The sequence below is a fragment of the Teichococcus wenyumeiae genome (assembly GCF_003696345.1).
GTDB classification, from domain to species: domain Bacteria; phylum Pseudomonadota; class Alphaproteobacteria; order Acetobacterales; family Acetobacteraceae; genus Pseudoroseomonas; species Pseudoroseomonas wenyumeiae.
The window spans coordinates 116780-128871 of sequence record NZ_RFLX01000005.1 but is presented as its reverse complement, the minus strand read 5'-3'; the positions used below and the strand labels follow the sequence as shown (position 1 = coordinate 128871).

Here is a 12092-nt window from a genome sequence, read left to right as displayed (position 1 = left end):
GGCGGGGGTTTCGCCTCCGCCCGGATGCCCCCGCCAGCGGCCGCCTTCCTGGTGCCGGGGGCGGGTGCACACCTCCCGCTGCTGCAACCCCTGATGGCGGCGGCATCTTTCCCTCCCCAAGCGGGGCCGTTCCGGTGCTCCGCCCGGTTGAAAGGGGAAGGTCCGCCATGTCCGCCACGTCAGACCCGTCTCCGGCTCCGCGCAAGGGGCTGATGGAGGGCGTCAACAAGCCGGTCTTCTTCTGGGCCGTCGGCATCACCGCCGTCTTCGTGCTGGCCGGCATCGTGGCGCCCGGGGCCTCCGCCGCCTTCTTCAGCACCCTGCAGGGCTGGATCGTGGCCGATTTCGGCTGGTTCTACCTGCTCTCCGTCGCGATCTTCCTGTTGTTCATGCTGCTGCTGGGCTTCACCGGGCATGGCAAGGTGAAGCTCGGCCCCAATCATTCGGAGCCCGACTACAGCTACGGTGCCTGGTTCTCCATGCTCTTCGCCGCCGGCATGGGCATCGGGCTGGTGTTCTTCGGCGTGGCGGAGCCCATCAAGCACTTCACAGCCCCGCCGGTGGGAGACCCCGCGACGGTCGAGGCCGCGCGGATGGCCATGCAGATCAGCTACTTCCACTGGGGCCTGCATGCCTGGGCGGTTTATGCCGTGATCGGCCTCAGCCTGGCCTATTTCTCCTATCGCCACGGGCTGCCGCTGACCATGCGCTCGGCGCTCTATCCCATCATCGGCGAGCGCATCCACGGGCCGATCGGGCATGCGGTGGACATCTTCGCCACCATCGGCACGCTGTTCGGCGTCGCCACCTCGCTCGGCCTCGGCGTGCTGCAGGTGAACGCGGGGTTCAACCATGTCATGGGCTGGCCCATCGCCTTCTGGGTGCAGCTGCCGCTGATCGCGGTGATCACCGCCATGGCCACCATCTCGGTCGCCACCGGGCTCGACAAGGGCATCAAGTTCCTGTCGAACCTGAACATGGTGATGGCATCGGCGCTGATGCTGTTCATCTTCGCGGTGGGGCCGACCACCTTCCTGCTGCGCGCCTTCGTGCAGAACCTCGGCGCCTATCTCGACCAGTTCATCCTGCGCACCTTCTACATGTACGCCTATGCGCCCAGCGAGCTTCCGGGCGCCTGGCTGGGCGACTGGACGCTGTTCTACTGGGGCTGGTGGGTGGCGTGGTCGCCCTTTGTCGGCATGTTCATCGCCCGCATCTCCCGCGGCCGCACCATCCGCGAATTCGTCCTGGGCGTGCTGATGGTGCCGGCGGGCTTCTCCTTCGCCTGGATGACGGTGTTCGGCGACGCCGCCATCTTCCTGCACCTCTACCAGGGCAACACCGCCGTCTCGGAGGCCGTGGCCCAGGACGTGACGCTGGCCCTCTTCGTGTTCCTGGAGCAGTACCCGCTCGGCACCTATGTCTCCTGGTTCGCCATGGCGCTGATCGTGTTCTTCTTTGTCACGGGCGCCGACAGCTCGGCGCTGGTGATCGACACCATCACCTCGGGCGGGCGGGAGGACGGGCCGGTGTGGCGCCGGGTCTTCTGGGCCATCCTCGGCGGCGTGATCGCGGCGGTGCTGCTGAGCACGGGCGGGCTGGACGCGCTGCAGACGGCCTCCATCGCCAGCGCGCTGCCCTTCATGGCCGTGATGCTGGTGATGTGCTGGGGCCTGTGGCGCGGGTTGCAGCGCGAAGGGCTGCGGCAGGACGCGCTGGCGCAGAGCCTGCGGCCGCGCCAGGGGCTGAGCTGGCAGCGGCAGCTGCACGGCATCCTGGCGCATCCGCGCCGGCCGGAGGCCGAGCGCTTCCTGCGCGACACGGCGCGGCCGGTGCTGGAGTCCGTGGCGGCCGAGCTGCGGCAGCGCGGGCTGGAAGCCGAGGTGACGGTGCGGGAGGACCGCCTGCAGCTGACCGCCATGCCCGGTTCCCCCGAGGAGTTCCAGTACGGCGTGCGCCTGCGCCGCTACGAGACGCCGAGCTACGCCTACATGGAGCGGGAAAAGGACCACGAGCACTTCTTCCGCGCCGAGGTCTTCCTGGAAACCGGCGGCCAGGACTACGACGTCATGGGCTTCACGCGGGAGGAGCTGATGCAGGACGTGCTGCAGCAGTACGACCGGCACTTCCAGTACCTGCACGCCGTGCGCGCGGGCTGAGGAAAGCCTGGCGGCGGCGGCGCTTGACGGCGCGCCGCCCCGCCGCGCATTGCCCTTGTGCAGCAACAGCAGGGTCCCGCCGTCCATGAGCACGCTCCGCATCGGCATTGCCGGCATTTCCGGCCGCATGGGTCGCCTCCTGGCCGAGGAAGTCCTGGCCTCCGGTGCCCAGCTGGCCGGCGGCACCTCGCGCAGCGGCGGCCTGGAGGGGGTGACGCTGTTTTCCGACACCGGCGCGCTGTTCGCCGCCAGCGACGTGGTGATCGACTTCACCAATGCCGCCCTGGCCGCCACCCACGCCGCCCTGGCGGCGACGCACCGCAAGCCCTTCGTGCTGGGCAGCTCCGGCCTGTCGGTGGGGCAGGAGGCGGCGGTGGCCCAGGCGGCCCACGTCACGCCCATCGTCTATGCCGCCAATTTCGCGCCGGGCGTGAACCTGCTCTTCGCGCTGGCCGAGCGCATGGCCGCTGCCCTGCCGGCCGAGCAATACGACGCCGAGATCGTCGAGATGCACCACCGCCAGAAGGTGGACGCGCCTTCCGGCACCGCCATCGGGCTGGGGCGGGCGGTGGCGCGCGGGCGCGGCACCACGCTGGAGGAATGCGGCATGGAAAGCGGCCGGGACGGCCATACCGGGCCGCGCCAGACCGGCGCCATCGGCTTCGCGGCGCTGCGCGGCGGGCAGGTGGTGGGGGAGCACACGCTGCTCTTCGCCGCTGGCAACGAGCAGATCGCGCTGACCCACCGTTCCTTCGACCGGCGCGTCTATGCCGTGGGCGCGGTGCGGGCGGCGCGCTGGGTCTCCACCCAGGCGCCGGGCCTCTATGACATGAAGCACGTGCTGGGCATGGGCTGAGCCGCGCGCGCCATTCCGGCGCGGAAGGCCGGCGCAACGGCCAAGCCCGCGCCGCTGCTAGCCGCCGGCGCCATGCCGGTGGCAGGGGCGGCGCATGCCAACCCCGTCCCCAAGCGCCCTTGACCCCTTGTGCCACCCCTGCGAAACAGCCCCGCCCGGATCTCCGGGGGATAGCCAGGCCGGGGCGAGCCGGTCGCCATCGCGACAAGAGGACGATAAGGCCATGCGCGACAAGGGCGAATACCTGTTTACCTCGGAATCCGTTTCCGAAGGCCATCCCGACAAGGTCGCGGACCGCATCAGCGACACGGTGCTGGACGCCTTCCTGGAGGCCGACCCCTATTCCCGCGTGGCCTGCGAGACGCTGGTCACCACGAATCGCATCGTCCTGGCCGGCGAGACCCGTGGCCCCGGCAGCGTGACGCATGAGCTGCTGGCGCATCTCGCCCGCATGGCCGTGCACGACATCGGCTACGACCAGGAAGGCTTCTCCTGGCGCAATGCCGATGTTTCCGTCCACCTGCACGCGCAGTCCGCCCATATCGCGCAGGGCGTGGACGCGGCGGGCAACAAGGACGAAGGCGCCGGCGACCAGGGCATCATGTTCGGTTACGCCTGCACCGAGACGCCGGACCTGATGCCGGCGCCGCTGTATTATTCCCACCTGATCCTGCGCCGCATCAGCGAGCTGCGCCGCGTCAAGGACAAGACGGTGGCCGGCCTGCTGCCGGACGCCAAGTCCCAGGTGACGCTGCGCTACGTGGACGGCAAGCCGGTCGGCGTGACCTCCGTCGTGGTCTCCACCCAGCATGAGGAGGGGATGACGCAGGAGCAGGTGCGCGAGCTGGTGCGCCCGATCGTCGCCACCTCCCTGCCCGAGGGCTGGGCGGTGCCCGAGGACGAGTTCTACGTAAACCCGACCGGCACCTTCGTGATCGGCGGCCCCGATGGCGACTGCGGCCTGACCGGCCGCAAGATCATCGTGGACACCTACGGCGGCGCGGCCCCGCATGGCGGCGGCGCCTTCTCCGGCAAGGACCCGACCAAGGTGGACCGCTCGGCCGCCTATGCCTGCCGCTACCTCGCCAAGAACGTGGTGGCCGCGGGCCTGGCCGAGAAGTGCACGATCCAGGTCTCCTATGCCATCGGCGTCTCCAAGCCGCTCTCGGTCTATTTCGACCTGCACGGCACCGGCCGCGACATCGACGAGACCAAGCTGGCCAAGGTCGTCAACGACATGGTCAACCTTTCCCCGCGCGGCATCCGTGAGCACCTGCACCTGAACCGCGCGATCTATGTGCCGACCTCCGCCTATGGCCATTTCGGCCGCACGCCGGATGCCGACCTGGGCACCTTCACCTGGGAAAAGACCGATCTGGCGGATGAGCTGAAGCGCGCCTTCGGCCGCTGATCCTTTCTCGCGTATCATGCTGCGGGGGGCGGTGCCGGCTGGCATCGCCCCCTTCCGCGTAATGGGCCCCCGACCATGACCGAAGACACCGCCGAAAACCCCCCGCCGGTTCCCGACCGCCTTTACGGCCGCCGCCGCGGCCACCCGCTGCGCCCGCGCCAGCAGGCGCTGCTGGATGTCACGCTGCCCCGCCTGCGCCTGTCGGCCGAGGACGCGGCGCGCGATCCCGCCGCCGCCTTCGGCAATGCGCCCGAGGAAGTCTGGCTGGAGGTGGGCTTCGGCGGTGGCGAGCACAGCCATGCCCAGGCTCAGGCCCATCCCCGGGTCGGCCTCATCGCCTCCGAGGTCTTCGAGAACGGCATCTGCTCCCTGCTGGGCAAACTGGTGCCGGAGGGGGGCGAGGCCACGGCGCCGCTGCCGCCCAACCTGCGCCTCTGGACCGAGGATGCGCGGCGGCTGATCCGCTCCCTGCCGCAGGGCAGCCTGTCGCGGCTGTTCCTGATGTTCCCGGACCCCTGGCCCAAGGCGCGGCATGCCAAGCGGCGCTTCGTGCATCCCTCCATTCTGCCCGCGCTGGCCGCCGCCATCCGTCCCGGCGGGCAATGGCGCATCGCCACCGACGACCCCACCTATCAGCAATGGGTGATCGAGGTGATGGAGGCGCAGGACCTGTTCCGGCGGGTTTCGCTGGACCTGGTGCGGCCGGAAGGCTGGCCGCCGACGCGCTACGAGGCCAAGGCGCTGCGCGAGGGCCGGCAACCGATGTACTGGGTGTGGGAACGCGTTTGATGGAGGGTCGGCCGGCGTGGCAGCCAGCCGCGCCGGACTTCACTTGCAGCGGCCCTGTTCCCTTGCCACCAATCCCTGAAGCACCGGACGCGAAGGAGACCGCAGCCATGACTCATCCCCAGGCACGCCGCGCGGCGGTTGCGCATCCCTCCCGGCGCCTGGCGGCGGCGGTGGCGGGCTGGCACCGGGCGCTGCTCAATGCCCAGGCGGCGGGCCATCCCGCCGGCGGCAACCCCTATGCGCTGCTGCAGGCCGTGATGCACGACCCGGACTTCGCCTGGCTGCGCCGGCTGAGCGACCTGATCCTGCGCATCGACGAGGCCAATGCCAAGGGCGCGACGCCCTCGCCGGAGGCCATGCAGGGCTTCCTGGCCACCACCCTGACCCTGACCAGTGGCGAGGATATCGAGTTCCAGCAGCGCCAGCAGCGCTTCCTGCTGCGGCCGGAGGTGGCCTCGGCCCGTGCCGCTGTGCAGACCACGCTGGATGAGCTGCGGCAGGCGGCGCAGCAATGAGCCTGACGGAAGCGGAAGTCGAGGCGGCCGAGGCCGAGCTGCGCGACGCCATGCTGCGCGGCCATGTCGAGGCGCTGGACCGCCTGCTGGCGGATGAGCTGATCTTCACCAGCCACACCGGCCACGTGATGGGCAAGGCCGAGGACCTGGCCGCGCATCGCGACCGCCTGCTGCGGCTCAGCCGCGTGGATGTCTCCGACCGCCAGATCCGCCTGGCGGGGGATGCCGCCGTGGTGACGCTGCGGGCCGAGATGGCCGGCACCTGGGACGGCAATGCCTTTGTGGGCGCCTTCCGCTACAGCCGCTTCTGGCGGCGGGAAGCGACGGGGCTGCGGGTGCTGGCGGCGCATTGCTCGGGCGCGGCGGTGGCCTGAGGGGCCGCATGCTGAACCCGGCCTCGCCCCTGGCCCGGCTGCTGGATGGGCCGATGCGCCCAGGTGTCCTCCGCTGGATCGGGCTGCGCCCGGCCCGGCGCGCGGCCCTGCGGGTAGTGGAGGAAGCGGCGCTGCTGGCCGGGCAGGGGCTGGAAGGCGACCGCTATGCCGGCCGCAACGGCGCCCGGCAGGTGACGCTGATCCAGGCCGAGCACCTGCCTGCCATCGGCGCCTTCCTGGGGCTGGAGGAGGTGGCGCCGGAGCGGCTGCGGCGCAACCTCGTGATCTCCGGCCTCAATCTGCTGGCGCTGAAGGGACGGCGCTTCCGGGTGGGGGAGGCGGTGCTGGAGATGACCGGCGAATGCCACCCCTGTTCCCGCATGGAGGAGGAATTCGGCCCCGGCGGCTACAATGCCGTCCGTGGCCATGGCGGCGTCACCGCGCGGGTGCTGGAAGGCGGCGCCATCCGGCTGGGCGATGCGGTGGCGCGGCTGGATTGAAGGACAGCATGACGCAGGCGGAACCGAGGCTGGGCTGCGGCGCGGCCATCGTGGTGGATGGCCGCATCCTGCTGATCCGGCGGCTGAAGGCGCCGGAGGCCGGCTGCTGGGGCCTGCCGGGCGGCAAGGTGGACCTTTACGAGACCGCGGCGGCGGCGGTGGAGCGCGAGGTGCGGGAGGAAACCGGCCTCGGCATCCGTGCCGAAAGGCTGCTCTGCGTGGTGGATCAGATCGACCGCGCCGGCGGCCAGCACTGGTTCGCGCCGGTCTATCTCGCCTCCACCTTCACGGGCGTCCCGCGTATCCAGGAGCCGCAGAAGCATGACGGGCTGGACTGGTTCCCGCTGGAAGCGGTGCCGGCGGCGCTGACCTGCGCCACGCTGGCGGCGCTGCGTGCGCTGCGGGCGGAGACGCCAGGCTAAGCACCGCTGCGCGCGGGGCAGGCATGCCGGTGCCGCGCCTTCCGGGCCGGCGGGAAACCGGTTCTGCTGCCAGGATGATTCTTGCCCTGACCATGGGAGACCCGGCCGGCATCGGCGGCGAGCTGACCCTGGCCGCCTGGATGCGCTGCCGTGCCGGTGAAGGCCCCGCCTTCGTGGCGCTGGACGACCCGGCGCGGCTGGCGGCGCTGGCGGCACGGCTCGGGCTGGCGGTGCCGCTGCGCGCCGTGGCCGATGCCGCCGAGGCCCGCGCCGTCTTCCCCGATGCGCTGCCGGTGCTGCCCGTGCCGCTCGCAGCCCCTGCCGTGCCCGGCCAGCCCGATGCCGCCAATGCCCCCGCCGTGGTGGCGTCCATCGAGCACGCGGTGCGGCTGGCGCAGGAAGGGCAGGTGGCGGGGCTGGTCACCAATCCCATCAGCAAGGCCACGCTCTACGGCGCCGGCTTCGGCTTCCCCGGCCATACGGAGTTCCTTGGCGCGCTGGCCGGACTGGCGGAGCCGCCGGTGATGATGCTGGCCTGCCCCGAGTTGCGGGTGGTGCCCGTCACCATCCATGTCTCGCTGCGGCGGGTGCTGGAGATGCTGAGCACCGGCGAGATCATCCGCACCGGCCGGGTGCTGGCAGCCTCTTTGCGGGCGCAATTCGGCATCGCCGCGCCGCGCATCGCGGTGGCCGGGCTGAACCCGCATGCGGGGGAGGGCGGCGCCATGGGGGATGAGGAAGCGCGCATCGTCGCCCCCGCCATCGCCACACTGCGGGCGGAGGGCATCGAGGCCTTCGGGCCGCTGCCGCCGGACACCATGTTCACGCCGCGCGCCCGTGCCGGCTACGATGCCGCACTCTGCATGTATCACGACCAGGGGCTGATCCCGCTGAAGACGCTGGACATGGATGGCGGCGTCAATGTCACGCTGGGCCTGCCCTTTATCCGCACCTCGCCCGACCACGGCACCGCCTTCGACATCGCGGGGCGCGGCATCGCCGAGCCCGGCAGCCTGATGGCGGCCCTGCGCATGGCGGCCGGGATGGCCGCCACGACCCTTCCCCAGCCTGGAGCCGCGCCATGACCGCGCCCGCCATCCGCCTCGGCGTCAATGTCGATCACGTCGCCACGCTCCGCAACGCGCGCGGCGGCCACCATCCGGACCCGCTGGCCGCCGCCCGGCTGGCGCTGGATTCGGGCGCCGACAGCATCACCGTGCATCTGCGCGAGGATCGCCGGCACATCCGCGACGCCGATGTGCGGGCGATGCGGGCCGAACTTTCCGCCCCCATCAACCTGGAAATGGCCGCCACGGCCGAGATGGTGGCCTTCGCGCGCGAGATCCGCCCCCATGCCGCCTGCCTGGTGCCCGAGCGCCGCGCCGAGCTGACCACCGAGGGCGGGCTGGATGCCGTCGGCCAGGAAGCCGCGCTGGCCCCCGTTGTGGCGGCGCTGCGCGAGGCCGGCGCCCGCGTCTCGCTGTTTCTGGACCCGGAGCCGGCGCAGATCGCCGCCGCCGCGCGCCTCGGTGCCGGGGCGGTGGAGCTGCATACCGGCACCTGGTGCGAGGCCCGCGGCGAGGCCCGCGCGCGGGAGGAGGCACGCCTGCGCCACGCCGCCCGGCTGGTGGCGGAGGCCGGCATCGAATGCCATGCCGGCCATGGCCTGGATTACGAGACGGCGGCCATCCTGGCGGCGGTGCCGGAGATCGTGGAACTGAACATCGGCCATTTCCTGATGGGGCAGGCGCTGTTCGACGGCCTTGGCCCCAGCATCCGCCGCATGAAGCAGGCGATGCTGGACGCGCGGAGATGAGTGCTGACCTCGCCCAGGCCATCCGGCACGATGGCCATGCCTTTCTGCCCGGCGCGGCGCTGCGGGCGGGTTTCGACCCGGCGGGGCAGGCGCTCTCCGGCGCCGCCTGGGAGGATTTCGCCGCCAGTTGGGACGACCTGCGCCCGGACGAGTACATGGCCGATGGCGGTCGCTACCGCCTGCGCCGCCACGCCATCTTCCATGCCGAGGCCGGCGGAGTGGTACAGCGCGACCCGGACGGGCCGCACTACCAGACGCTGAACAACAACCCGCTGAACGGCGGGGTGCAGCGCCGCTTCGCGCCGGTGCTGCCGGCGGTGGCGGAAAGCCCGGCCCTGGCGGCCCTGCTGTCCGGCGCCCGCGCCGCCTTCGAGGCCGCCGGCCAGGGCGCGCGCCCCTGGCGGATCGAGATGCACCAGTTCCGCATCGAGGCCCGCCCCGGCACCCCGGGCCAGCCGACGCCGGAAGGGATGCACCGCGACGGCGTGGCCTTCGTGCTGGTGGCCCTGGTGCGGCGCCACAACGTGGCCGGCGGCGCCACCGGCATCCGCGTCGATGGGCGGGAAGGGGAAGGCCATTTCGTGCTGGAGAATCCGTTGGACGCCGTGCTGCTGGACGATGCCCGCGTCTGGCACGGCGTGACGCCGGTTCTGCCGTTGCGGGACGGCGAGCCGGGCTTCCGCGACGTGCTGGTGCTGACCTTCGTTTGAAGAAAGGCCAGGGGAGAATGAATTCTCCCCCGGACCCCCGCTTCTTTTTTCTTCTGGGTTGGGTGGCGCCAGGACGGCGAATTGGCTGTCCGGTGGCGAAGCCATGTCTGAAAAGGCCAGAGGTGCTGAGGCCGCAGTCGCCGGAGGTTCATGACCTCCGGCGCAACCCGCACCAGGGTGCCGCCGCAGGCGCAGCCGAAAACCCGAAGAAAAAGGAGGGGGCTCGGGGGAGTTCACTCCCCCGACCTTTCAATCCTTCGGCGCCCGCAGCACCAGCACGCGGGCGGCGCCATGTACCCGCTCCGCCAGCAGCTCGAAGCCGGGCAGGCTGGGTTCCTCCTCCCGCCCCACCTCGGCGCAGACCAGGGCGCCGGGGGCGATCCAGCCGGCGGCGCCCAGTGCCGCCAGGGCACGCGGCACCAGGTCCTTGCCATAGGGTGGGTCCAGGAAGACCAGCGCGCAAGGCGCCTTGGCACGCGGCGGGCGGGTGGCGTCGGCGGCCAGCACGGTGGCGGCGGCGTCTTCCCGGCAGGCGGCGATATTGGCCCGCAGCGCCGCCAGGGCCGCGCGGTCCTGCTCGATGAAGCTGGCGCTGGCGGCGCCCCGCGAAAGCGCTTCGAGACCCAGCGCGCCGGTGCCGGCGAAGGCATCCAGCACCGCCTGCCCCTCGACCGCCGCGCGGCCGGCCCAGGGGGCGTGCCAGAGCATGTCGAACAGTGCCTGCCGCATCCGCTCGGCGGTGGGGCGGGTGGTGGTGGCGCCGGCGGGGGCGGCCAGCTTCCGGCCGCGATGGCGGCCGGCGACGATGCGCATGGCCCGCTAGTCGCGCGGGCGCCGGGCGGCGCGGGTGCCGGGCTTGGGCCCGCCCGCCTTGGCGCCGCCGCCGCGCGTGGGGCGCGGCGGCCCGTCCAGGCCGAGCGACCGCGCCGCGTTGCGCGCGCGGGGGATCTTGGGCTGCGGCGGCTTGGCCGGGCGGCTGCGGGAGAGGGCCTCCGGCTTCGGCTCGGCCGAGGCGGCGGCGGCCTGGGCGGCGATGTCCACGCCCCGCCTCACGCGCGGCGGCGCTTCCAGGCCCAGCTGGTCTCGCAGCACCTTGGCATTCACTTCCTCCACGGCGCCCTTGGGCAGGGTGCCGAGCTGGAAGGGGCCGTAAGCCACGCGGATCAGCCGCGTCACGGTCAGGCCCAGGTGCTGCAGCACCCGCCGCACCTCGCGGTTCTTGCCTTCCTTCAGCGAGACCGTCAGCCAGGAATTGGTGCCCTGGCGGGAATCAAGCCCGGCCTCGATCGGGCCATAGGCTACGCCCTCGATGGTGATGCCACGGGCCAGGGCGGCCAGCGCGCGCTCATCCACGAAGCCATGCACGCGGGCGCGGTAGCGGCGCACCCAGGCATTGCCCGGCAGCTCCAGCTTGCGGCTCAGCGCGCCGTCGTTGGTCAGCAGCAGCAGGCCCTCGCTGGTCAGGTCCAGCCGGCCGACGGAGACCAGGCGGGGCAGGCCCGGCGGCAGTTCCTCGAAGACCGTCTTGCGGCCCTCGGGGTCCTTGTGGGTGGTCACCAGCCCGTCGGGCTTGTGGTAGCGGAACAGCCGCGTGCGGTCCGGCGCGCCCACCGGCTTGCCGTCCAGGCTGACGGAATCGCCCTCCGCCACGAAGGTGGCGGGGGTTTCCACCACCTCGCCGTTCAGGCGGATGCGGCCCTCGGCCACCAGCTTCTCGGCATCCCGCCGGCTGGCGACGCCGGCGCGGGCCAGCCACTTGGCGATGCGCTCGCCGCGCTGGCCCTCGGCTTCGGTCTCGGTGTCTTCGCTCATCGCGCGGCCTCCACGAAGGCGTCAAAGATGCGGTGGTCGGCGGGGTCCACCGCGTATTCCGGGTGCCACTGCACGCCGAGCGCGAAGCGGTGCCCCGGGTGCTCGATGCCCTCGATCACCCCATCCGGTGCAACGGCATTGACGATGGCGCCGTTGCCCGGCCGCTCCACCGCCTGGTGGTGGGCGGAGTTCACCGCCATGCGCGCGGTGCCGGCGATGCGCTCCAGCAGCGTGCCGGCGGCGATCCTCACCTCATGGCCCGGCTCGGTGCGCGGGTTGGGCTGCTCATGCGCCAGGCACCCGGCCACGCTGTCGGGGATATGCTGGATGAGCGTGCCGCCGAAGGCCACGGCCAGGAGCTGCTCGCCGCCGCAGATGCCCAGCACGGGGATGTCGCGGGCCAGCGCGCCGCGCGTCACCGCCAGCTCGAAGGCGGTGCGGGTGGATTTCAGCGAGACGGTCGGATGCGCCGGGCCGCCATTGTAGAGCGCGGGGTCCACGTCGAAGGCGCCGCCCGTGACCAGCAAGCCGTCGATCCGCTCCAGATAGGCTTCCGCCAGTTCCGGCTCATGCGGCAGGGCGATGGGCAGGCCGCCGGCGGCGGCGATGGCGGAGAGGTAGTTCTGGCGGATGGCGTACCAGGGCAGCTTGGACCAGCCACCGGCCGGCTCCGCGTCCAGGGTCACACCGATCAAGGGCATCTTGCGCATGCAGCGGTCCCTAGACCG

At 71.9% G+C, this 12092-nt stretch carries 13 protein-coding genes and 1 pseudogene; 11 read left to right on the top strand and 3 right to left on the bottom strand.

Translation table 11 applies throughout. From position 1 onward, the window contains the following. Positions 1-167: 167 nt before the first annotated feature. From EBE87_RS09280 to EBE87_RS09230, 11 genes are all read left to right on the top strand, one after another. Positions 168-2159, top strand: a complete 1992-nt coding sequence (locus EBE87_RS09280; protein ID WP_120639164.1) for a BCCT family transporter — start codon at positions 168-170, stop codon at positions 2157-2159. An 85-nt stretch (positions 2160-2244) separates the two neighbouring features. Then, positions 2245-3015, top strand: coding sequence for a 4-hydroxy-tetrahydrodipicolinate reductase (gene dapB / locus EBE87_RS09275; protein ID WP_120639163.1), 771 nt, complete (start codon positions 2245-2247; stop codon positions 3013-3015). Between the two features lie 223 nt (positions 3016-3238). Then, on the top strand, positions 3239-4426 hold the full coding sequence (gene metK / locus EBE87_RS09270; RefSeq protein ID WP_120639162.1) for a methionine adenosyltransferase: 1188 nt from the start codon (positions 3239-3241) through the stop codon (positions 4424-4426). Between the two features lie 75 nt (positions 4427-4501). Next, complete coding sequence (gene trmB, locus EBE87_RS09265; protein WP_120639161.1) at positions 4502-5215, top strand: tRNA (guanine(46)-N(7))-methyltransferase TrmB; 714 nt, start codon at positions 4502-4504, stop codon at positions 5213-5215. Positions 5216-5322: 107 nt separating this feature from the next. Beyond that, complete coding sequence (locus EBE87_RS09260) at positions 5323-5730, top strand: hypothetical protein (protein ID WP_120639160.1); 408 nt, start codon at positions 5323-5325, stop codon at positions 5728-5730. After that, complete coding sequence (locus EBE87_RS09255) at positions 5727-6104, top strand: nuclear transport factor 2 family protein (protein WP_120639159.1); 378 nt, start codon at positions 5727-5729, stop codon at positions 6102-6104. Before EBE87_RS09260 ends, EBE87_RS09255 begins: the two co-directional genes overlap by 4 nt. An 8-nt stretch (positions 6105-6112) precedes the next feature. Further along, positions 6113-6604 carry an MOSC domain-containing protein gene (locus tag EBE87_RS09250; protein ID WP_120639158.1) on the top strand — a complete coding sequence of 164 codons (492 nt, stop codon included), beginning with the start codon at positions 6113-6115 and terminating at the stop codon, positions 6602-6604. 8 nt (positions 6605-6612) lie between these two features. Then, complete coding sequence (locus EBE87_RS09245; protein WP_120639157.1) at positions 6613-7026, top strand: NUDIX domain-containing protein; 414 nt, start codon at positions 6613-6615, stop codon at positions 7024-7026. 74 nt (positions 7027-7100) lie between these two features. Then, positions 7101-8111 (top strand): 4-hydroxythreonine-4-phosphate dehydrogenase PdxA, encoded by a 1011-nt coding sequence (gene pdxA, locus EBE87_RS09240; RefSeq protein ID WP_122139967.1) that lies wholly within the window; start codon positions 7101-7103, stop codon positions 8109-8111. Beyond that, positions 8108-8842, top strand: coding sequence for a pyridoxine 5'-phosphate synthase (locus EBE87_RS09235; RefSeq protein WP_120641231.1), 735 nt, complete (start codon positions 8108-8110; stop codon positions 8840-8842). Before pdxA ends, EBE87_RS09235 begins: the two co-directional genes overlap by 4 nt. Further along, positions 8839-9552, top strand: a complete 714-nt coding sequence (locus EBE87_RS09230; protein WP_122139966.1) for a 2OG-Fe dioxygenase family protein — start codon at positions 8839-8841, stop codon at positions 9550-9552. Before EBE87_RS09235 ends, EBE87_RS09230 begins: the two co-directional genes overlap by 4 nt. A 249-nt stretch (positions 9553-9801) precedes the next feature. On the opposite strand, the gene rsmD is transcribed toward EBE87_RS09230, so the two are convergent. The 3 genes and pseudogenes from rsmD to EBE87_RS09215 all read right to left on the bottom strand — a co-directional run bounded on the left by rsmD (position 9802) and on the right by EBE87_RS09215 (position 12074). Continuing rightward, positions 9802-10365 (bottom strand): 16S rRNA (guanine(966)-N(2))-methyltransferase RsmD, encoded by a 564-nt coding sequence (gene rsmD / locus EBE87_RS09225; protein ID WP_120641285.1) that lies wholly within the window; start codon positions 10363-10365, stop codon positions 9802-9804. 231 nt (positions 10366-10596) lie between these two features. Then, positions 10597-11364, bottom strand: a pseudogene (locus tag EBE87_RS09220) (pseudouridine synthase); the annotation flags it as partial. Further along, positions 11361-12074, bottom strand: a complete 714-nt coding sequence (locus EBE87_RS09215) for a gamma-glutamyl-gamma-aminobutyrate hydrolase family protein (RefSeq protein ID WP_120640898.1) — start codon at positions 12072-12074, stop codon at positions 11361-11363. The gene EBE87_RS09215 and the pseudogene EBE87_RS09220, both read right to left, overlap by 4 nt. Between the last annotated feature and the right edge of the window lie 18 nt (positions 12075-12092).